This is a genomic window from Paucilactobacillus nenjiangensis, assembly GCF_005405445.1.
Classification (GTDB): domain Bacteria; phylum Bacillota; class Bacilli; order Lactobacillales; family Lactobacillaceae; genus Paucilactobacillus; species Paucilactobacillus nenjiangensis.
Map to the genome: position 1 here is coordinate 26,681 of NZ_BJEB01000006.1, position 21,804 is coordinate 48,484.

General features: G+C 38.2%; 19 protein-coding genes. 18 read left to right on the top strand and 1 reads right to left on the bottom strand.

Translation table 11 applies throughout. The features are described 5' to 3' along the window. Positions 1 to 80: 80 nt before the first annotated feature. Genes topA through FFM59_RS01695 form a run of 3 tightly spaced genes read left to right on the top strand, consistent with a single transcriptional unit; the run spans position 81 to position 4,052 of the window. Entirely contained in the window at positions 81 to 2,198 is a 2,118-nt protein-coding gene (topA, locus tag FFM59_RS01685; protein WP_137601330.1) for a type I DNA topoisomerase, read from the top strand. Positions 2,199 to 2,256: 58 nt separating this feature from the next. Beyond that, a complete protein-coding gene (xerC, locus tag FFM59_RS01690) occupies positions 2,257 to 3,174 on the top strand; it encodes a tyrosine recombinase XerC (protein ID WP_137601331.1) in 918 nt (305 codons plus the stop codon). Continuing rightward, a complete protein-coding gene (locus FFM59_RS01695) occupies positions 3,174 to 4,052 on the top strand; it encodes an aldose 1-epimerase family protein (protein ID WP_137601332.1) in 879 nt (292 codons plus the stop codon). Before xerC ends, FFM59_RS01695 begins: the two co-directional genes overlap by 1 nt. 62 nt (positions 4,053 to 4,114) lie before the next feature. Here the strand turns inward: FFM59_RS01695 and plsY are convergent, their stop codons facing one another. Beyond that, on the bottom strand, positions 4,115 to 4,729 hold the full coding sequence (gene plsY, locus FFM59_RS01700; RefSeq protein WP_137601333.1) for a glycerol-3-phosphate 1-O-acyltransferase PlsY: 615 nt from the start codon (positions 4,727 to 4,729) through the stop codon (positions 4,115 to 4,117). A gap of 237 nt (positions 4,730 to 4,966) precedes the next feature. Here plsY and parE point away from each other — a divergent pair, with 237 nt between their 5' ends. From parE to FFM59_RS01775, 15 genes are all read left to right on the top strand, one after another. Beyond that, positions 4,967 to 7,066: a DNA topoisomerase IV subunit B gene (gene parE / locus FFM59_RS01705; RefSeq protein ID WP_137601334.1), complete on the top strand. Its 2,100-nt coding sequence runs from the start codon at positions 4,967 to 4,969 to the stop codon at positions 7,064 to 7,066. A gap of 20 nt (positions 7,067 to 7,086) precedes the next feature. Continuing rightward, a complete protein-coding gene (gene parC, locus FFM59_RS01710) occupies positions 7,087 to 9,534 on the top strand; it encodes a DNA topoisomerase IV subunit A (RefSeq protein WP_137601335.1) in 2,448 nt (815 codons plus the stop codon). Between the two features lie 187 nt (positions 9,535 to 9,721). Next, positions 9,722 to 10,732, top strand: coding sequence for a LysR family transcriptional regulator (locus FFM59_RS01715; RefSeq protein WP_137601336.1), 1,011 nt, complete (start codon positions 9,722 to 9,724; stop codon positions 10,730 to 10,732). 19 nt (positions 10,733 to 10,751) lie between these two features. Beyond that, positions 10,752 to 11,681 carry a manganese-dependent inorganic pyrophosphatase gene (locus tag FFM59_RS01720; RefSeq protein WP_137601350.1) on the top strand — a complete coding sequence of 310 codons (930 nt, stop codon included), beginning with the start codon at positions 10,752 to 10,754 and terminating at the stop codon, positions 11,679 to 11,681. 152 nt (positions 11,682 to 11,833) lie between these two features. Continuing rightward, a complete protein-coding gene (gene msrA / locus FFM59_RS01725; protein WP_137601337.1) occupies positions 11,834 to 12,352 on the top strand; it encodes a peptide-methionine (S)-S-oxide reductase MsrA in 519 nt (172 codons plus the stop codon). A 23-nt stretch (positions 12,353 to 12,375) separates the two neighbouring features. After that, entirely contained in the window at positions 12,376 to 13,227 is an 852-nt protein-coding gene (locus FFM59_RS01730; protein ID WP_137601338.1) for a sulfite exporter TauE/SafE family protein, read from the top strand. Then, positions 13,227 to 13,610, top strand: a complete 384-nt coding sequence (locus FFM59_RS01735; RefSeq protein WP_137601339.1) for a DUF1634 domain-containing protein — start codon at positions 13,227 to 13,229, stop codon at positions 13,608 to 13,610. Before FFM59_RS01730 ends, FFM59_RS01735 begins: the two co-directional genes overlap by 1 nt. 25 nt (positions 13,611 to 13,635) lie before the next feature. After that, the gene (locus FFM59_RS01740; protein ID WP_137601340.1) at positions 13,636 to 14,469 is read left to right on the top strand and encodes an aldo/keto reductase; all 834 of its coding nucleotides are present in this window, start codon (positions 13,636 to 13,638) and stop codon (positions 14,467 to 14,469) included. Positions 14,470 to 14,495: 26 nt separating this feature from the next. Next, positions 14,496 to 15,470 carry a LacI family DNA-binding transcriptional regulator gene (locus tag FFM59_RS01745; protein WP_137601341.1) on the top strand — a complete coding sequence of 325 codons (975 nt, stop codon included), beginning with the start codon at positions 14,496 to 14,498 and terminating at the stop codon, positions 15,468 to 15,470. A gap of 298 nt (positions 15,471 to 15,768) precedes the next feature. After that, complete coding sequence (locus FFM59_RS01750; RefSeq protein ID WP_137601342.1) at positions 15,769 to 17,130, top strand: SLC45 family MFS transporter; 1,362 nt, start codon at positions 15,769 to 15,771, stop codon at positions 17,128 to 17,130. 42 nt (positions 17,131 to 17,172) lie between these two features. Beyond that, positions 17,173 to 19,428, top strand: a complete 2,256-nt coding sequence (locus FFM59_RS01755; protein ID WP_137601343.1) for a glycoside hydrolase family 65 protein — start codon at positions 17,173 to 17,175, stop codon at positions 19,426 to 19,428. A gap of 113 nt (positions 19,429 to 19,541) precedes the next feature. Then, positions 19,542 to 20,213, top strand: a complete 672-nt coding sequence (gene pgmB, locus FFM59_RS01760; RefSeq protein ID WP_137601344.1) for a beta-phosphoglucomutase — start codon at positions 19,542 to 19,544, stop codon at positions 20,211 to 20,213. Between the two features lie 109 nt (positions 20,214 to 20,322). Beyond that, positions 20,323 to 20,832 carry a GNAT family N-acetyltransferase gene (locus tag FFM59_RS01765; protein WP_225420268.1) on the top strand — a complete coding sequence of 170 codons (510 nt, stop codon included), beginning with the start codon at positions 20,323 to 20,325 and terminating at the stop codon, positions 20,830 to 20,832. A gap of 157 nt (positions 20,833 to 20,989) precedes the next feature. Next, positions 20,990 to 21,493 carry an SRPBCC family protein gene (locus FFM59_RS01770; protein WP_137601346.1) on the top strand — a complete coding sequence of 168 codons (504 nt, stop codon included), beginning with the start codon at positions 20,990 to 20,992 and terminating at the stop codon, positions 21,491 to 21,493. A gap of 14 nt (positions 21,494 to 21,507) precedes the next feature. Next, positions 21,508 to 21,723, top strand: a complete 216-nt coding sequence (locus FFM59_RS01775) for an alcohol dehydrogenase catalytic domain-containing protein (RefSeq protein ID WP_137601347.1) — start codon at positions 21,508 to 21,510, stop codon at positions 21,721 to 21,723. Positions 21,724 to 21,804 lie beyond the last annotated feature (81 nt).

Consider the following 21,804-nt stretch of genomic DNA (forward strand, 5'->3'; position numbering starts at 1 on the left):
AATAATTTTTTTCTGAAATATGATGTTTTGTGTTTGATACTCGTATTAATGAAGAAAACTGTATGTTAGGAGCATGGTGAATGCCAACAAAAACCGCAACTAAAACTAAAAAAACAACAAAAAAACGTGCAAAGCCTAAGAAAAATCTTGTGATTGTCGAATCACCTTCTAAAGCCAAAACGATTGAAAAATATTTAGGACGAAGTTATAAAGTCGTCGCAAGTATTGGACATATTCGTGACTTACCCAAGAGTCGAATGGCCGTTGATTTTGAGAATGACTACGAACCGGAATACATTTCGATTCGTGGTAAGGGAGACATTATTAAGTCGCTACGTAAGGATGCTAAGAACGCTAAAGCTGTTTATCTCGCATCTGATCCGGATCGTGAAGGCGAAGCAATTGCTTGGCACGTTTCGAATATTCTCAAATTGGAACCTGATGAAATCCATCGTGTCACTTTCAATGAAATTACCAAGGATGCTGTTAAAGATGCATTCAAAGAACCACGTGGAATTGACATGGATTTGGTGGACGCACAACAAGCTCGTCGTGTACTTGACCGAATTGTGGGTTATTCAATTAGTCCTATTTTATGGAAGAAAGTTAAAAAAGGATTAAGTGCAGGTCGTGTTCAATCGATTGCCTTGAAGCTAATCATCGACCGTGAAAATGAAATCAAAGCGTTTGAGCCAGAAGAATATTGGACGATTGATTCAAAATTCAAAAAAGGCCGCGCTAAGTTTGATGCCTCATTTTATAGTGTCAACGGTAAGAAGCAAGATTTAGGTAATAATGAGGCTGTTCAAAAGATCTTAGGTCAATTGGATCGTAAGGGTGACTTTGAAATTACCAAAGTTGTTAAGAAGGAACGTAAACGCAATCCACAACCTCCATTTACTACTTCCACGATGCAACAAGATGCTAACCGTAAGTTGAGTTTCAGAACTCGCAAAACGATGATGGCAGCACAACAGTTGTACGAAGGAATTAATATCGGTAAGGGTGGCTCCGTGGGGCTAATCACCTATATGCGTACCGATTCAACACGGATTTCAACGGGCGCAAAACACGATGCATCAACCTTCATCCATGAAAAATATGGGGAAGAATATGCAGCAACCAAACCAGTTAAGGGTAAATTAGCTGAAGGCGCACAAGATGCCCATGAAGCTATCCGTCCAACGTCTGTCTTTAGAACACCAGCTGATATGAAGGAATTTTTGACGAATGATCAATACAAGTTATATAACTTGATTTGGTCACGTTTTGTCGCCAGTCAAATGACTGCTCAAATTACTGATACTATGACGGTGACGATTTCACAAAGTAATGTAGATTTTCGTGCCAATGGTTCTAAAGTTAAGTTCCCAGGGTTTACGGTGATTTATAATAACGGTAATGAAAAAGATAATATCTTGCCTGATTTAACGGAAGGTGACATGGTTGATTTGGTTCAAACTGACCCAAGTCAGCACTTTACACAGCCACCCGCACGTTATTCAGAAGCCAACTTAATTAAGGCCTTGGAAGAAAACGGAGTGGGTCGTCCATCAACTTATGCACCAACTTTGGACACAATCCAACGACGTTATTACGTGAAACTTGAGTCGAAACGATTTGAACCAACTGAATTAGGTGAAATCGTTAATAAAATTATTATTGAACAATTCCCTGATATTGTTGATGTTAAATTCACGGCTAAAGTTGAAGGTGAATTGGATGAAGTCGAATTAGGTAAAGAAAAATGGGTTAAAGTTATTGACCAATTTTATCAACCTTTCTCAAAAGAAGTTTCTGAAGCTGAAGAAGCCGTTGAAAAAATTGAGATTAAAGATGAACTTGCCGGTCTTGACTGTGATGTCTGTGGTGCACCGATGGTCGTTAAGATGGGTAAGTATGGTAAGTTCTTCGCCTGTTCACGCTTCCCAAATTGTCGGAATACCAAGGCAATCGTCAAAGACACAGGAATCATTTGTCCTACTTGTCATGAAGGAACCATTGTTGAACGTAAATCAAAGAAGAATCGTACTTTCTTTGGTTGCTCACGTTATCCAGACTGTGATTTTGTTTCATGGGACCGTCCAATCGGCCGAGATTGTCCAAAAGATGGATACTACTTGGTTGAAAAGAAGGTCAAAGGTGGCAAACAAGTTCTTTGTCCAAACGGCGATTACGAAGAAGCCGTTCAAAAATAAGATTATATTTGAAATTGTCCTCATACTCTGCTATCGTGCAGTTATGGGGGCTTTTTGTATGAGCGAAAATTTAGAAGCGTTATTTTTACAATACTTAAAAGTTGAACGACAATATTCAGATGATACGATTATCGCTTATCAAGAGGATATGAATGACTTTACCCATTTTCTTGACGAGAATGGTGGAATGAAAGCTTGGGATCAAATTGATAAGCTAGATGTTCAAGTTTATTTGTCGTACTTAAACGACCAGCATTACGCTCGAACGACCATCTCACGTAGAATTTCCAGTCTACGGTCGTTTTATAATTTCTTAACTCGAAATGATTTGGCCACTAAAAATCCATTTGAAAATATTGTGTTAAAAAAGCATCAACACCATTTACCTCGGTTCTTTTATGAGCAAGAGATGACAGCTCTATTTGAGGCTGCTAAAGGCACCGGGAAGCCGTTAGATTTTCGCAATGAGGCAATCTTAGAAATCCTGTATGGCACTGGTATGCGAGTGAGCGAATGTACGTCATTAACCTTAAATCAAATCGATTTTTCGACACACATGATTTTAGTTCGTGGTAAAGGTGACAAAGAACGTTATGTGATGTTTGGTAGCTATGCCGAACGTGCCTTAAAGAAATATTTTGATGAATGTCGCACACCATTGATGACCAAATATCATCACGAACATGATATAGTATTTATTAACCAGCATGGTGAGCCAATTACTTCCACGGGAGTTGAATACGTGCTCAACCAAGTGATTAAGAAAAGTAGTCTTACGGCCGACATTCATCCCCACATGTTACGGCACACCTTTGCCACACACATGTTAAATAACGGGGCAGACATGCGAACAGTACAAGAACTATTGGGACATTCGAGTCTCTCAACCACTCAAATTTATACACACGTTACTACTGAACATTTACAAAGTGATTATCAAAAATATTTCCCACGGGCGAAAAAGGAGAACAAATAATGATTACACTGGATAATGGTAATTTAACGGTTAAAATAGATGAACAAGGGGCACAATTAAAAAGTATTTTTTGCCCCGAAACGCAAATTGAGTACATGTGGCAAGCTGATCCTAAATTTTGGTGTCGAACTTCACCGGTTTTATTTCCAATCGTTGGTCGGCTCAAAGACAATAAATACACTTATCGAAATGAACCATTTGAAATGGGGCAACACGGCTTTGCACGAGATTCACAATTTGACGTGTTAGAACATAAAGATACTTATGCAGTCTTTCAGTTAAAAAGTAGTCGTAAAACACTGAGCGTGTATCCATTTTACTTTGAATTAAAGGTTACATATGAGCTAACCGATGACAATGAATTAACAGTTAACTTTGTGGTTTCTAATGACAGCGAGTCTGAAATGCTGTATTCAGTAGGTGCACACCCCGGATTTAATGTTCCGTTAGCAGCCGGAGACACTTTTGAGACTACCACTGTAAGTGTTGAACCAAATCAAAAATTTCAACAAATTCCATTAGTCGGTCCATTTAATGATGCCAAACACCCTAAGACGTTAAATTTTGAACAACCATTAACTCTGGATCATGAGTTATTTTATCAAGATGCGTTAATTCTAGACCTAGAGAATCAACCAGTGCAGTTTAAAATTCAAGGTGCGCACTCTGAACATGGTATCAATGTGAACGTCGCTAATGCCCCTTATACTGGTATTTGGTCTCCATATCCAACGCAATCACCATTTGTTTGTATCGAACCATGGTGGGGAATTGCTGATAGTGTGGATTCCAATCAACGACTAGAAAACAAAATGGCTATTAATAAACTGGCACCTGAAGCCAGCGCAGAACATGGATATTCAATTTCATTGTTCTAACAATAAAGGACTGTGACTCTACCAATATGGTGAGAGTGCACAGTCCTTTTACGGATGTTAAATTATTGTTCTTTTTTATGTCGCAAGTAGTTGCCCAGGCCAAATGGGACCATTGACTCGGTGCCACTGAAAATTCGTTTGAAATTACCACGGTGTCGTAAAATGACCACAATCGCTAAGAAACTAGCAATCGCTGCAAAAATCCAGTCTTGCATGATAATTGCTACAATGGCGGTAATAGTAATACCTAACACACTCGCCACACTGGCCATGCTTGATAGACACAAGGTAATTACAAAAATTGAACTGGCCATTAAAAATAATAATGGGTTGTAAGCGAGCAAGATTCCGGCACTGGTTGCCACTGCTTTGCCGCCTTTGAAATGATCAAAGATTGAAAAAGTGTGTCCCAGTGATGCAAACACCCCAATGAGAAGTGGATTGATGTCACTTCCAATGAAATAGGGTTGACTAGCGGCCAAAGTTCCCTTGAGAATATCGATTAATAAGACAGCAATGCCGGCTTTTTTACCAAAAACACGAAAAGTGTTTGTCGCACCACTATTACCGCTACCTTCTTGATGGATGTCGACATGGAAAAAGATTTTTCCAATCCAGACTCCCGAAGGAATCGAACCAATTAGGTACGCGATAATAATCATTATTGCAATTTGCATGATATAAATACTCCTTAAAATTCGTCCTGTTAATTCTATCATTTCACGACGCATTTGAGAAATATTTTTACAACATTGCATCAACTAATTTTAAATTAGTTGAAAATATGAGTTACTTTGTTTTATTATCAGAACTGGTAGTCAAAAAATTGGGCAAGCATTTATGCCGAAAAACAGATATACTTAAATATGTTATTACTCGAAATTTGATTTCGAAGTGGCAAGGAGTCTTTTAGATTGGCAAAAAATAAATATGATGATTCTTCAATCCAAGTGCTTGAAGGATTAGAAGCGGTTCGGAAACGACCAGGAATGTATATAGGTTCTACAGACACACGTGGATTACACCATTTGGTTTATGAGATTGTGGATAATGCTGTTGATGAAGCATTGTCTGGTTTTGGTGACGAAATAAACGTCATTATTGAAGCGGACAATTCAATTACCGTCCAAGATCATGGACGGGGAATGCCGGTTGGGATGCATTCATCAGGAGTACCTACTGCAGAAGTAATTATGACCGTGCTACATGCGGGTGGTAAATTTGGCCAAGCAGACGGTTACAAAACATCTGGTGGCTTACATGGGGTGGGGGCTTCCGTTGTGAACGCTCTGTCAACCCACGTTACTTTAAAAATTGTCCGTGACGGTATGGAATACGAAGAACAATTTGAAAATGGTGGTCATCCCGTAGGAACCCTAGAAAAATTGGGTAAGACTAAAAAGCCTAATGGTACATTAGTGACTTTTAAACCAGACAGTTCGATTTTTTCAACGATTGTTTATAATTACGGCACGCTCGCTGAACGTCTGCGTGAATCAGCGTTCTTGTTAAAAGGAATTAAAATCACGCTCACTGACAAGCGGGTCGGGCAAGAAAAAGAAGATATTTTCTTGTATGATGACGGGATTAAGGCCTTTGTCGCTTACTTAAATGAAGATAAGGATGTCCTAGGCGATGTCTTATATTTTGATGGTACCAGTGAAGGCGTCGAAGTTGAAGTGGCAGCACAATACAACGATGGTTACTCAGAGAACTTACTGTCGTTCGTTAATAATGTGCGGACGCCAGATGGTGGAACTCATGAAGCCGGTATGCGTTCAGCTTGGACGAAGGCCTTTAATGAATATGCTCGAAAAGTTGGCTTGTTGAAAGACAAAGACAAGAATCTTGAGGGTAGTGATGTTCGTGAAGGACTCTCAGCAGTCATTTCGGTCCGAATTCCAGAAAAAATTCTTCAATTTGAAGGACAGACCAAGGATAAGTTAGGTACTCCAGAAGCCCGTAAAATCGTGGATACAGTTGTGAACGAACAACTTGGCTATACCTTAATGGAAAATGGTGAATTCGCTCAAATGCTGATTCGCAAATCCCTAAAGGCACGTGAAGCACGTGAGGCCGCACGGAAAGCACGTGATTTATCACGAACTGGTAAGAAAAAGGGGAAGAACGATCGCCTGTTATCCGGTAAGCTGACCCCAGCACAATCAAAAAATGCGGCTAAAAATGAATTATTTTTAGTCGAAGGTGATTCTGCCGGTGGCTCTGCCAAACAAGGCCGAGACCGTAAATTCCAAGCTATTTTGCCATTGCGTGGTAAGGTTTTAAACACTGAAAAAGCTAAGCTTGATGATGTGATGAAGAACGAAGAACTGAATACAATTATCTATACTGTTGGTGCTGGAGCTGGTTCAGAATTTAATCCTGACGATTCTAATTATGACAAGATTATTATTATGACCGATGCGGATGATGATGGTGCTCATATCCAGATTTTGTTATTAACGTTCTTTTATAAATATATGCGGCCTATGATTGATGCCGGTAAGATATATATTGCGTTGCCACCACTTTATAAGTTGCAAAAAGGGGCAGGCGCTAAAACTAAGATTGAATATGCTTGGACCAACGAAGAATTGGACACACTATCCAAAACATTTGGTAAGGGTGGTAGTTTACAACGATTTAAAGGTTTAGGTGAAATGAATGCGGATCAGTTATGGGATACAACCATGAATCCAGATACGCGGACTTTAATTCGGGTTCGGATTGAAGATGCAGCCTTGGCTGAACGTCGAGTTACTACCCTGATGGGTGACAAAGTGGAACCACGTCGTAAGTGGATTGAAGATAACGTGCAATTCACTTTGGAAGAAGCGGGTAGTATTTTGGATACGACTCAAGAAAAAGCTGATGCAGAAGCTGAAGAAGATGAAATGGAATCAGTTGAAGAAACATTAACGACTGACTCGAAACCAAAGTCTAAATCATCAGAACCAACCATCACGACTTGGGATAATAGTGGCGAGGAACAAATGGATTTATTTAATGAGTAATTTGAAGTGAGGTAACGTTTGTGAGTGGAACAAAAATTGAGGAATTAACCTTAGAAGATGTGATGGGAGACCGTTTTGGTCGGTACTCAAAGTCAATCATTCAAGAACGTGCATTGCCAGATATTCGCGATGGACTGAAACCAGTTCAACGACGAATTCTATTTGCGATGAACAAAGATGGTAATACCTACGATAAAGGCTTTCGTAAGGCAGCCAAGTCAGTTGGTAATATCATGGGTAATTTTCATCCCCATGGAGATAGCTCAATCTATGAAGCCCAAGTTCGCTTGAGTCAAGATTGGAAATTACGCGCTCCATTGGTCGAAATGCACGGAAACAACGGATCAATGGATGGTGATCCACCGGCCGCTATGCGGTACACTGAAGCTAGATTAAGTAAAATATCTGGTTTGATGTTGCAAGATATTGAAAAAGATACCGTTGAAATGGTCTTGAATTTTGATGATACAGAAAATGAACCAACCGTATTACCATCACGGATACCTAATTTATTAGTGAATGGTTCTACTGGGATTTCAGCGGGGTATGCAACGGATATTCCACCACATAATTTAGGTGAAGTTGTCGATGGACTAATTTATATGTTGGCCCATCCTAACGTCACTTTAGATAAAATGATGGAATTTATTCCAGCACCCGATTTTCCAACCGGGGGTATTATTCAAGGTGTAGAAGGAATTAAAAAAGCTTATACCACTGGACGTGGAAAAATTGTTGTTCGTTCTAAAACCAACACTGAAAACTTAAAAGGCGGAAAGTCACAGATTAATGTGACTGAAATTCCTTATGAAGTGAATAAAGCACAACTGGTTAAGCGAATTGATGAAATGCGAATCAACAAAAAAGTTGAAGGTATAGCTGAAGTCCGTGATGAATCTGATCGTAATGGGCTGTCAATTGCGATTGAATTAAAGCGTGAAGCTAACAAAGAGGGAATTTTAAACTTTCTCTTTAAAAACACCGACTTACAAGTGAATTACAATTTTAATATGGTGGCCATTGATAAGATGACGCCCAAACGAGTTGGTTTGTTAAGGATGCTATCGGCTTATTTAGAATTCCGTAAAGAAGTCATTTTGAAACGGACTAAGTTTGATTTGAATAAGGCACAAAACCGGATGCATATTGTGGAAGGCTTGATTAAGGCCTTATCAATTTTAGATCAAATTATTACTACTATTCGTGCTAGTAAAAACCGTAAAGATGCCAAACAAAACTTAATTGATCAATTCGAGTTCACTGATCCACAAGCAGAAGCCATTGTAACCTTGCAATTGTATCGGTTATCAAATACTGATGTTACCGAACTGGAAGATGAACAAAAGAAGTTACAAGCCGCAATCACGAATTTTAAACTGATTATTGGCGATGAAAAAGAATTATTTAAAGTTCTCAAAAAAGAACTATTAGAAGTTAAAAAAGAATTTGGTACTCCTCGATTATCTGAAGTGCAATCCGAAGTATCCGAATTAAAGATTGATACGAAGGTCTTGGTACCTGATGAAGATGTTGTGGTTATGGTCTCGAAAGATGGCTATATCAAGCGAAGCAGTCTTCGTTCATTTACAGCCACTGGTGAAACTGAGAATGGGTTAAAGGAAGATGATTATCCAATTTTATTGGAAAAATCGAATACTTTATCGCATCTGTTCTTGTTTACCAACAAAGGTCATTTGATTTATCGCCCAGTTTACGAGATTGCCGATTCCAAATGGAAAGACACTGGCGAACATATTTCTCAATCAATTGGGTTAGACAGTGATGAGCAAATTATTGAAGCGATGACGTTTAAGACGTTGGATGAAACGGGTCAATTTATTATGGCCACCGATGATGGTTATATTAAGCAAACAACCTTTAAAGATTATTTACCAGGTCGGACTTACAAGAAACATCCAAGCGTATACATCAAATTGAAGTCCGATGACTCAAGAGTGGTTTCAATTTCGTATCGAAAGACAGTTTCCGAAAATTCTACTGTTCTTTTGATGAGTTACACAGGGTTGGCATTACGTTTTGACTTAGCAGAAGTACCGGTTAATGGTGCTCGCACGGCCGGTGTCAAGTCGATGGGACTTAAAGGTGATGACCATGTAGTGAACATGCAAGTCGTTAGCGATGATGATAACGTTGCAATTGTAACCACGCGTGGTGCATTTAAAGCTATGAAATTAGCAGAAGTACCTGTTACTTCTCGTGCCCGTAAAGGGGTCCTCATTTTACGTGAGTTAAAGAGTGATCCGCATCGTGTTGGTGGCTTTATCAGTTATCACGCTGACTTTAAGGGTGCCTTTGAAATTATCACTGATCGACCAACGGTTCAAGAAGTTTTGGCAGAAGAACATGGATTAGGATCACGTTATTCTAATGGTTCGTTTGTGTTAGATGTTGAAACTCAAGGAACACCAGTGATGATTAAGCAAAAAGCTATAGAACTAGTAATTTAATTAGTTCTTAAATAAATCATCATAAAAAAGCTAAATATTATTCATTAAAATATCTGTTAGTTAGGGTAATATAATCATTAGCATATGAACATTATTCTTTGTATTATTAAAAATAATCATTTATAATGATATGTAGTTATGAATAATGAACTTAAATTTTAGCTTATATTGAAAGGATTTATTTGTCATGCAGAACAACCGAGGAGTACGTCCAAAGAAGACTCAACAAGAGAACATCTTCGCATCAAAGAGTTTAAGTTATTTTTTACAACTAACTCAAACTATGAATTATACTCAAGCAGCACAAATCCTGGGTATTACACAACCAGCCTTAACACAACAAATTAAAAAACTTGAAAGAATTGTTGGTGCACCATTATTTTATTCAGTTGGAAAACGTCTTCGTTTGTCCGAAGCTGGATACACAATGTTACAAACAACTAATCAAGTCTATTCGTTATTGAATAAAGCCGCTGACGAAATTCAACAAACGACTAGTGAAAATCATGGTGAAATCCATTTAGGAATTTTGTCATCGATTGAATCACAAGTTTTTGAAGATTTTATTGTCGATTATTATCGTGATAATCCAGACATTCAAGTCAGTGTTCACATGCTGACACGTCGTGAAATCTGGGCAGCCTTAGAATCTAACAAAATTGACTTGGCAATTATGTACTTACCTGATGGCAGCATCAAAAATTGGAAACCATACGATTCAAAAACAATTGTGACCGAAGACTTATTGTTAATTCATAACAATGAAAAATTAGCCAGTAAAAATAAGGTTAAACTTTCACGGTTAGATGATTGCAAATGGGTCACATATCCAGTTGGCTTCTATTTAAACGATGTAATCACCGATGCTTATAAACGTGAATTAGTTGCATCCCCAGATGTCGCTGCACGATTTACACAGCCTGGTCAAATCTATCGTTTCTTAAAGGAAACTGATACGTATACAGCTTTACCAAAGAGTTATATCATGTCACGTTACGATCGTGATGAAATTATGACTGCTAACTTTGAACCAAAAATTAAATTTGATTTGTCATTTGTTTATCGGACTGAAAAACAAGATATTCCACGTATTGACAAGTTCTTAACAGAGTTTAATAATTATCTTGGAGATAGAGATTATTTTGAAAGATTGGACGATATCGTAGCAAAAAAGATCAAAAACTATGACAAAAACTAAAGAAGGAAGTTTATTAATCATGAGTAAAGAATTAGTTTTCGGGCACCAAAAGCCAGACACGGATGCAATTATTGCAGCCAAAGCATTCTCATATTTACAAAATGAAATTGGCTTTGACACTGAAGCCGTTGCTTTAGGAGAAGCTAATGCTGAAACTAAGTTTGCATTTGATCATTTTGGCGAAGAATTACCTCGTGTAATTAAGACAGCCGCTAATGAAGTTAAATCTGTAATGTTAGTTGACCATAATGAAGCACCTCAAAGTGTTAGCGACATCGCTGACGTTGAAGTGACTCACGTAGTCGATCACCATCGGATTGCTGATTTTGCTACTGCAGGTCCAGTTTGGTATACTGCTCGTCCAGTTGGATGTACCAGCACAATCATTCTTGATTTGTTCACTGAAAATGATATTGAAGTCCCAGCTAAATTAGCTGGCTTAATGGCATCTGCCATTATTTCAGACACATTATTATTAAAGTCACCAACCACAACTGATTTTGATGTTAATGCGTTAGAAACACTTGCTAAAATTGCTGGCATCGATGCTAACTCATATGGCATGGATTTGTTAAAAGCTGGCACTGATTTAGATAGTAAGTCTGATTTGGAACTTGTTGATGGCGATGCTAAAACCTTTGAACTTGGCGGCAAAACTTTACGAATTGGCCAAGTTAACACGGTTGATTTAGATGACGTCTTTGCTCGTCGTGATGCATTAGTCAAAACCATGCAATCAGAAATTGATGCCAAAGGTTATGACATTTTCTTGCTCTTAGCTACTAACATCTTAAACAGCGATTCAAAATTGTTAGCAGTTGGCGAACCAAAAGCTACGGTTGAAACTGCTTTTGGTAGCAAATTTGCCGCTGATGATACAATGAGTCTTCCAGGCGTTGTTTCTCGTAAGAAACAAGTTGTGCCTCCATTGACTGATGCTTTCGCATAATAATAACTTTCATTAAGTATTCAAGTACTTGGTAAATTGATGCCGAGTACTTTTTGTTTGTTCTAGTAATCGTAGAATTAGTTGCTAGTTAATTAATATAATTTGATAACTATGATAAAATATAAGCATGATTTTATAAAAGGAGGATCAAGATGGCAGAAGAAAAAGCAATATTTGCAGGCGGTTGTTTTTGGTGTATGGTTGAGCCCTTTGACCAACAACCCGGAATAAAAAAAGTCCTTTCTGGCTATACAGGTGGTCATACTGTGAACCCAACGTATGAAGAAGTCTCTAGCCATACAACAGGTCATACTGAAGCGGTTGAAATCACTTTTGATCCATCGGTGATTTCCTATGCTGATTTAGTTGAAATCTATTGGCGACAAACTGATCCAACTGACGCAATGGGACAATTTCAAGACCGCGGAGATAATTATCGCCCGGTTATTTTTGTCGATGGTGACGAACAGCGCCAAATTGCGACTCAATCACGACAAAATTTAATTGATAATAATCCCTTTGATGATGAGATTGTAACCAAGATTGAAGATGTTAAGCCATTTTATGTGGCCGAAGAGTATCATCAGGATTTTTATAAAAAAGATCCTTTACGTCACGATGCAGAGGAAGCTCAGCGTAAAGAATTTATTCGCAATAATTGGGATAAATAAGAGACAGGGAAGAGGAAGAAGAGTTGGTTCAAACAGCATTTATTTTATTACTTGTGGGAATTGCCGCAGGTACATTAGGCTCATTACTAGGAATTGGTGGCGGAATGATTGTCACGCCTGTTTTGACCGTTTTCATGGGATTACCAATTCAATATGCGATTGGCGCGAGTATCATTGCCGTAATTGCCACCAGTTCAGGGGCGACAATTGCTTATTTAAGAGATGATTTGATTAATTTACGTGTGGCGATGTTTTTGGAAATTGCCACAACAGTTGGAGCAATTAGTGGTGCTTTGATTGCTGGCGTTATTCATCCGTTATGGTTGGAAACTATTTTTGGCTTATTCTTACTGTATCAATGCTTCAACATGGTCAAAAAGCTTCGTGGCAAGGGTAAAAAAGATGATGCCACCGATGTTGAACCAGATGTTTTATCAACACAATTGAAATTAAATGGCGCCTACACAGACAAGGTCAGCATGGAACATGTTGATTATGAAGTGACTCATGTTAAGGGCGGTTTTGCCATGATGTATGGCGCTGGATTAGCCAGTGGCCTACTCGGGATTGGTAGTGGGGTCTTCAAAGTGATTGCCATGGATTCTATCATGAAAATGCCCCTCAAACCCTCAAGTGCGACTAGTAATTTGATGATGGGGGTTACAGCTGCTGCAAGTGCAACGGTCTATTTCTTTAACGGGGCCATCAAACCTGAAATAGCTGCTCCATTAGCGATTGGAATTTTGATTGGTGCTGCAATCGGGACTCGGATTATGCCACGCATTCAATCAAGAGTTTTGAGAATGATTTTTGTGCCCATCTTATTAATCATGGGAGTCGAAATGTTCCTTAAAGGATTCGGGGTGAGCTTCTAATGAAAAAAGCACAAGATGAAATCAAACAAGCAGAAATGCAAAAAGTTGAAATCATGATTGGCAAAGTTATGCAAATTGGAGTTATGATCGCCGCTGCCTTTATGATTGTAGGTATTTTATTACTATTTGTTTCCGGTAAATCTGGGTATGTTGGTAATAGCCATCCCCATGATTTTAGCTCAATTTTGTTGGGCATTGTTCAATTAAAGTCGTATGCGATTATTATGGGTGGATTATTCTTATTAATTTTAACTCCTGTGCTACGAGTGGTCGTTTCAATATACGCATTTGTGGTTGCTGGTGATAAACTATATGTATGGATTACGACCGCCGTGCTGATTATTTTGGTGATTGCGATGGTAATTGGAATGTATGGTATTTAATCAATCAAAAAGGAAGTTTAGTAGAATGGAAAATTTAATTAAACTCAGTGATGGCAGAATCATTCCACGAGTCGGATTTGGGACTTATTTATTGAATGGTTATCAAGGCGTGAATGCGATTAGTAGCGCGTTAAATAATGGTTATCGTTTCTTAGATTCTGCCTTTAACTATGATAATGAAGGAGCAGTTGGTGAGGCGATTCGGCGTAGCAATATTTCTCGGGATGAGATTACCGTGTTGTCTAAATTACCAGGGCGTTTTCATGCCTATGACCAAGCGATTAAAGCCATTCAAGAATCTGTATTAAGGACTGGATTGGATTATATTGATTTGTATTTGATTCATTGGCCAAATCCCAATCAAAAGCTTTATGTAGAAGCTTGGCAAGCATTGATTGATGCTCAAAAATTTGGATTAATCAAATCCATTGGGGTGTCTAACTTTTTACCAGAACATTTGGAAAAGTTGGAGCAAGAAACTGGTGTGTTACCAGTTGTAAATGAAATTGAAGTTCAACCATACTTCAATAATGCTGATTTGCGTGCCTATAATGCTAGCAAAGGCATAGCTACGATTGATTGGAGCCCGATTGGTCATGCCAATCAAATGCTTAAAGATCAAACAATTGCTGTAATTGCAGCTAGTCACAGCAAATCAGTTGCTCAAGTAATTCTTCGCTGGGAATTACAACTCAATACGATTCCAGTGCCAAAAGCGACTAGTCAGAGTCGTCAACTGGAAAATCTAGCCGTGTTTGATTTTCAATTGACAGAAGCTGAAATGCAAACTATTAATTCATTGACTAGACCTGATGGCCGAACTTCAAATCAGGATCCAGCAACTCACGAGGAATTTTAAGCCTTTATTGTAAAGGAAAATAAAGAATGATAACAATACAAGACATTGCGAATAGAGCCGGCGTATCGATTTCAACCGTTTCTCGAGCCTTAGATAATTCTACCCGAATTAGCCTAGAAACTCGGAAACGAATTCAATCACTCGCTCAAGAAATGGGATATACTCCTAATTTTGCTGCTCGAAACCTAATGGCAGATGAAAGTAACACGGTGGGAGTGGTCTTTCAGCCACAAAACCCTGAGATATCTGGCAACGATTTCGTGCTCCATGAATTATTTGGTATTAATAACCAGCTCTGTAAAATGAATTATTTGTTGGCTGCAGCGACCGGTAATTCTTGGGGTGAGGTATTTGAGTCGGTTAAAATGATGGTTGAAGCGGGGAAAGTCCGTCGTTTTATCTTGTTATATACGACTGGCCATGATCCAATTACCCAACTGTTAAAGGAATTTAATGCTCGCGTAGTCGTGATTGGTGAACCCCAGTCAAAATTGCAAACACTCTTTGTCGATAATGATAATCAGCAGGCAAGTCGAGAAGCGACGCAATTATTGACGGACAAGTTTAACTTAAGCCATCCAATCTTTATTCGCACGGAAGCCGATTGGTTCTTCGAAATTAATCGTGAAGCTGGTTTTAAACAAGTTTGGCCAGATGGCGAAGTTATCAAATTGTCCCAATCTTTCGTCGATCAGAAGAGTCAGCTGAAAGAATTCTTTGAAACTCATCCGAATGTCGATGGCATCATTGCCACCGATGATAAAATTGGGATTTTAGCCCAATTACAAGCTGAAAATGTTTTGGATAATCATCAAAAACTGCCAACTGTTGCGTTTAATGCATCTGAATATGGCCAACTAAGCAAGGGAAACTTTTATTCGGTTGATGTGCAACCAAATATTCTGGGCTCTGAATCAGTCCGTTTGCTCTTTAATGACAAGGATAAAAAGGACAACCTGAAGCAAATTATGGTGCCATATCGCTTACCATCTATTCCATAATTTTTAACGATTACTATGGTAAGTTTTAAACTATGATTACTGATAGATTAGGCTGGAAAACCATTTTTATAAATAATTAAACTAGTTTTTAGTTGATTTACTGATTTTTTTCTAATTAATATAACAGACTCAAAAGCCCGGTGGCTTGGGAATAGTCTGTTATTTTTTTACATAAATTAAAATAAATAAATTTTTATTTGCGCAAGCGCTTGCGCAAATTATTGTTTTGGGTTATCATTATGAATGTAATCGGTTACAACAATTATAATTATCTTTAAACTATGAAGGAGTGGAACTCATGGATGAAACAAAGCAAAAAAAGGGGATAGGCTTGCCTGACCTCCGAAAAAGCACTATTTGGATGTTGAGTATCGGCTTCCTAGGTGTCCAGATGGCATTCTCACTACAATCTTCACAAATGTCTCGGATTTTCCAAACCTTAGGTGCTGATCCAACTAAACTAGGATTCTTCTTCATTTTGCCTCCTTTGGCAGGATTAGTTGTTCAACCAATGGTGGGTTACTATTCTGATCGTACCTGGTCGAAACGATTTGGGCGTCGGATGCCATATCTGCTAATTGGTGCACTCGTATCAGTTATTGTTATGTTTTTGCTACCTAACTCGGGTTCATTTGGATTCTCAACCTTTGCGGCTCTCTGGTTTGGTGCTATCACAATCTTGTTTATGGATTTAAGTTCTAACGTTGCCATGCAGCCATTCAAGATGGTCGTTGGTGATATGGTCAATGAAAAGCAAAAATCATACGCATACTCAATTCAATCTTTCTTATCAAATACTGGTTCAGTGTTGGCAACTATCTTCCCATATTTCTTAACTGCAATTGGGGTTGCTAACGTTGCTGCCAAAGGTCAATTACCTGCATCTGTTATTATTTCGTTTTACGTTGGTGCAATTGTCTTAGTTATTTTCTCATTAATTTCTGTTTTCTCAGTTCATGAATACGATGATGCTACATATGAACTTTATCATGGTGTTGCTTTGAATGATAAAACGGAACCACATGTTGGCATATTCACGTTATTAAAACGTGCTCCAAAAACATTTTGGATGGTTGCTTTAACTCAATTCTTCTGTTGGATGGCCTTCCAATATCTTTGGACTTACGGAACTGGTACTGTTGCTGATAATATCTATCACACAACTAATGCTGCTTCACAAGCCTTCCAAGATGGTGGTAACTGGTATGGTGTTATGTCTGCCGTTTATGCAATTTCCGCTGTTGTTTGGTCATTAGTATTATCAAAAATTCCAGCTGAAAAAAGTAAAGTTGGTTACGCACTTTCATTATTCATCGGTGCCTTTGGATTTATTTCCGTCTTCTTTGTTACAAACAAATGGGTCTTGATCTTCTCATTCATTTTGATTGGGATTTCATGGGCAGGTATGATGGCATACCCATTCATTATGGTTACTAATTCATTGAATGGTGATCACATGGGCACTTATCTTGGCTTATTTAATGGTTCAATCTGTTTGCCACAAATTGTAGCCTCAGTTGCATCATTTGGATTGTATCCATTATTAGGATCAGAAATGAAGTCAATGATTTTGTTAGCTGGTATTTTAATGCTCATCGGGGCAGTTTCAGTCTTTGGTATCAAAGAAATTGATGGTGCCAATGCTAATGTTGCACAATAATTTTTAAAAAATGAATTTGGTTATTGAATAAGGAGAAAATAGATGAAACGAACTTTTGAAGTGAATCCATGGACCCTCACAACTCACGATTTAAATCCCAAAGATAAACGATTACAAGAATCGATTACCTCTTTGGGTAATGAATATATGGGTATGCGAGGAATGTTTGAGGAACAATATTCTGGCGATACTCACCAAGGTATTTATATCGGGGGTGTTTGGTTCCCAGATAAGACTCGGGTTGGTTGGTGGAAAAATGGTTATCCACTGTACTTTGGTAAAGCTATCAACGCACTTAATTTCATGAAAACTGATATTTATGTCGATGGGCAACAAGTCGATTTGGCCGTGAATAAGCCAGATGAATTTGAAATTTCATTAGACATGCAAAAGGGAACCTTAACACGGACGTTTAGTGTTTACGGAGTGAAGTTTGTCGTTACACGGTTAGTTTCAGCCGCCACGAAAGAATTGGCAGATTTACACTATGAATTCACTTCAACAGATGGCAAGGCACATACAATCAAGTATGATGCGTCAATCGATGCCGATGTTGCAAATGAAGATTCAAACTACGACGAAAAATTCTGGCAAGTTTTGGGAGCAGGGAATGAAAGCGATGCGTCATACATTGTTACCCAAACTGTACCAAATGATTTCGGAGTACCTCAGTTTACAGTGGTTGGTCGTCAAGCCTTTATCGGTGGTAAAAAGACCGGTTCAGAAAAGACGGATGAACAAGTGACTGATACGTTTGAAATCGATGTTGCAACTTCTGGCAGTACAACCTTTGAAAAACGTGTGATTGTCACTACGTCTCGTGATTATGACGGGACTGATGCAATTGTTAACGCTGGTGCAAAATTACTCAAGACTTTGACTTCTGCAAGTTACCAAGATATTTACGATGCTCATGTAGCAGAATGGGGTAAACGTTGGGAAAAAGCTGACGTTCAAATCGAAGGGGACGACGCCGCTCAACAAGGAATCCGTTTCAATTTGTTCCATCTATTTTCAACATATTATGGTAATGATCCTCGCCTTAATATTGGTCCTAAAGGGTTCACTGGTGAAAAGTATGGTGGTGCGACATATTGGGATACTGAAGCTTTCGCTATTCCAGTTTATCTCGGTGTTGCAGATCCTAAGGTTACTCGTTCATTACTACAATACCGTTTTGACCAACTTGACGGTGCCAAACATAATGCTAAACAACAAAACTTAGCAGGTGCTTTGTACCCAATGGTGACGTTCGATGGGATTGAATCACATAATGAATGGGAAATTACTTTTGAAGAAATTCATCGTAATTCAACAATTGCTTACGCAATTTACAATTACACGAATATCACTGGTGATCGTAGCTGGATTGAAGGCGATGGAGCTCAAGTTTTGTACAACATTGCTCGTTTCTGGGCAGACCGTGTGCACTACTCAGCTCGTAAAGATCAATACATGATTCACGGTGTTACTGGTCCAAACGAATATGAAAATAACGTTAACAATAACTTCTACACCAATTGGATGGCTAAATGGGTCTTACAATACTCGATTGATAATTACCCAACTGTTGGTGATAACGAAAAAGAGAAGTTAGGAATTACACCAGATGAGTTAACTCATTGGCAAGAAATTGCAAACAAGATGTATCTTCCACAAGCTGATGTTGAAATTAACGGTGAAACTAAACATATCTTTGAACAAAACGATACATTCTTAGATAAAGAATTGATTCCAGCCGCCGATTTGGATCCAAAAATTCGTCCAATTAATCAACACTGGTCATGGGATCGAATTCTTCGTTCACCATATATCAAGCAATCCGATACATTACATGCAATGTTCTACTTCCCAGATGCATTTACTGAAGAAGAAAAACGTAATAACTTTGAATTCTATGAACCATTAACGGTTCATGAATCTTCCTTATCACCATCTGTTCACTCAATTTTAGCAGCTGATTTGAAGATGGAAGACAAAGCTGTTGAAATGTATGAACGGGCAGCTCGATTAGATTTAGATAATTATAATAATGATACTGATGATGGCTTACACATCACAGCGATGACCGGGTCATGGTTAGCGATTGTCCAAGGATTTGCTGGCATGCGTGTCAGAGAAGGCAAATTGCATTTGGCACCATTTTTACCTGCTAAATGGACAGGATATTCGTTCCGTCTTGTCTTCCGTGGACATGTATTAGAAGTTCATGTTGATAAGAAGGGAACCGAGGTTGAATTAATTTCTGGTGATCCATTAGTAATTGATTTGAACGGCTCTGATCAAAAATTAGGTTAATTAATAATAACGGACGCCACGTTTGGTGGCCGTTATTGTTATTCAAAGAGACGAAGTTGATTAGAAGTTTTTAAATTTAGAATGTAAAACATGAAGAGAAAGAGGTAACTAGAATGACCAAATTTGACGAAATTAAGGGATTTGCCTTCGATTTAGATGGTGTCATTGCCGATACGGCACGTTTTCATGGTCAGGCATGGCATCAGACGGCTGATGAAGTTGGGACCACTTGGACTGAAGAATTGGCCGAATCACTTAAAGGCATTAGTCGAATGGATTCATTACAAATGATTTTAGACCATGGAGACCATGCTGATGAATTTTCGCAAGAACAAAAAGAAGCCTTGGCCACCAAAAAAAATCTAAATTATCAAAAGTTGATTGAAACGTTAACGCCAGACGATATTTTACCCGGTATGTTGGATTTCATTACTTCAGCTGACAAAGCTGGCTATAAAATGTCAATTGCATCGGCTTCTAAGAATGCACCGTTAATTTTGAAGCAACTTGGTTTAACGAAGTATTTTGTTGGTATCGTTGACCCAGCTACTTTACATGCCGGTAAACCGGATCCAGAAATCTTTGTTCGAGCTGCTGAGGTTATTGATTTGGTCCCTGAATCGGTGATTGGCTTAGAAGATTCAGCTGCAGGGATTGAATCAATTAATGGCGCTGGCCAAGTTTCGTTAGGTATTGGTGATCCAAAAGTATTAAATAAAGCGGCTCTAAACTTTGAACAAACAAGTTTAGTTACATTAGATAACATTGCTGCAAAAATGAACTAAATTAGGTTGATAAATTGGCACTCACAATAGTGGGGGCCTTTTTTTGATGGAGTAAAATGTTGGTTAAATGCTATACTATGATAGACAAAAATATTATGAGGTAAATCAATTGAAAATTTTAAATTATCAACCTAGTATGGCAGACCAAGTAACTACATTAATCACTAGTGCATTTACTAATACTGATCATGGCTATGACGGTGAAGCAGAATTAACTACAGCCTTACGTGAAGGCCAGGCAAAAACGTTTGAAATTGTCGCACTTGATGAAGAAAATCAAGTTACGGGTCATGCGTTGCTGAGTGAAGCAACGGTTGGCAACGTAACGGGATTGGTCTTAGCACCATTGAGTGTCCAAGTTGAGCATCAACATCAAGGAATTGGGAGTGGATTAATGAAAGCTATTGAAGAAGTCGCCACTCAAAATGATTATTCGTTTATCAGTATTTTAGGATATCCTGATTATTATCAAAAATTTGGCTACGTACCAGCTAATGAATTTAACGTGAAGGCACCAATGGAAGTTCCGAATGAATTCTTTTTAATGAAAATTCTTCAAGACCAAGTCGAGCTAAATGGTACTTTAAAATATGCACATCAGTTTGGAATTAATAGCTAAGCGTTAGAAAATAGAAAGTTGCTGTTGAGCAACTTTTTTTGTTGCAATTAAATTTATAAAATTAATTAGTTAAAATTGCTTGACCTGAAGTTGACTCCAGGTCATAAGATGATTTCATCAACTTACGAAAGTAAGAAAATAAAGGAGAATTATTATTATGAAATCAATCAATTGGCCTTCGGAATATTTACCCAGAACTACAGATAACTTTGTTTCTAACGAGGTTATTTCAAATGAAATTACTTTGGAGGACACCTGGATTAATCTGGTGGACACTAGTAATTGGGAAACTTACTACGATAATGCAACAAATATTGAATTGGCAGATAAAAGTAGTAGTTATTTGCACTTTGCAGAGACTTTTCATTTCGATACGTTTGGTTTTCCGATTGATGCACAAGTCATGGAATTAGTTGAACCAGTTGATGGAAAAACAGCACGAATTACCTGGCATGGGTGGCAAAATGGAGATAGTGAAACTCAGTTTGATGTCATCCATGCATTTTTAATTGAAAAACTTAATGATGGGCGAATCAGACTTTTAACTCAAGAATCACAAATTGGACGTCCTGCTGCCGATTTAGTAAAACAAAATCCAAATCCAATGCTTAATGGTCATCAGGCTTGGATAGATGGATTAGTCAAAGCTGCAAAAAAATAATGTAGGAAAAATCAATGAAAGCTGTGATTGTTGACGGAAATCGACACTTAGTTGATACTGATCTGCAAATGCCAATTATCTCCGGCCATGATGTTTTAGTAAAAATCCATTCAATTTCTATTAATCCCATTGATATCAAAAGGATTCAACGAATAACTAGCACTGACTCCAGAGTGTTGGGATATGATGCAATTGGGGAAGTTCTTGCGATTGGGGTGGGCCTAGAATAAAAAGTGGGCCTAGAATAAAAAGTGTACAAGTTAAATAGAGACTCTGATTTAGTATAATTAAGGAAGTAAATTGGAGGATCA

Coding starts and splice junctions, on each gene's coding strand:
- topA (WP_137601330.1), top strand. CDS start 81: ATGCCAACAAAAACCGCAACTAAAACTAAAAAAACAACAAAAAAACGT.
- xerC (WP_137601331.1), top strand. CDS start 2,257: ATGAGCGAAAATTTAGAAGCGTTATTTTTACAATACTTAAAAGTTGAA.
- FFM59_RS01695 (WP_137601332.1), top strand. CDS start 3,174: ATGATTACACTGGATAATGGTAATTTAACGGTTAAAATAGATGAACAA.
- plsY (WP_137601333.1), bottom strand. CDS start 4,729: ATGCAAATTGCAATAATGATTATTATCGCGTACCTAATTGGTTCGATT.
- FFM59_RS01715 (WP_137601336.1), top strand. CDS start 9,722: ATGCAGAACAACCGAGGAGTACGTCCAAAGAAGACTCAACAAGAGAAC.
- FFM59_RS01720 (WP_137601350.1), top strand. CDS start 10,752: ATGAGTAAAGAATTAGTTTTCGGGCACCAAAAGCCAGACACGGATGCA.
- msrA (WP_137601337.1), top strand. CDS start 11,834: ATGGCAGAAGAAAAAGCAATATTTGCAGGCGGTTGTTTTTGGTGTATG.
- FFM59_RS01735 (WP_137601339.1), top strand. CDS start 13,227: ATGAAAAAAGCACAAGATGAAATCAAACAAGCAGAAATGCAAAAAGTT.
- FFM59_RS01740 (WP_137601340.1), top strand. CDS start 13,636: ATGGAAAATTTAATTAAACTCAGTGATGGCAGAATCATTCCACGAGTC.
- FFM59_RS01745 (WP_137601341.1), top strand. CDS start 14,496: ATGATAACAATACAAGACATTGCGAATAGAGCCGGCGTATCGATTTCA.
- FFM59_RS01750 (WP_137601342.1), top strand. CDS start 15,769: ATGGATGAAACAAAGCAAAAAAAGGGGATAGGCTTGCCTGACCTCCGA.
- FFM59_RS01755 (WP_137601343.1), top strand. CDS start 17,173: ATGAAACGAACTTTTGAAGTGAATCCATGGACCCTCACAACTCACGAT.
- pgmB (WP_137601344.1), top strand. CDS start 19,542: ATGACCAAATTTGACGAAATTAAGGGATTTGCCTTCGATTTAGATGGT.
- FFM59_RS01770 (WP_137601346.1), top strand. CDS start 20,990: ATGAAATCAATCAATTGGCCTTCGGAATATTTACCCAGAACTACAGAT.
- FFM59_RS01775 (WP_137601347.1), top strand. CDS start 21,508: ATGAAAGCTGTGATTGTTGACGGAAATCGACACTTAGTTGATACTGAT.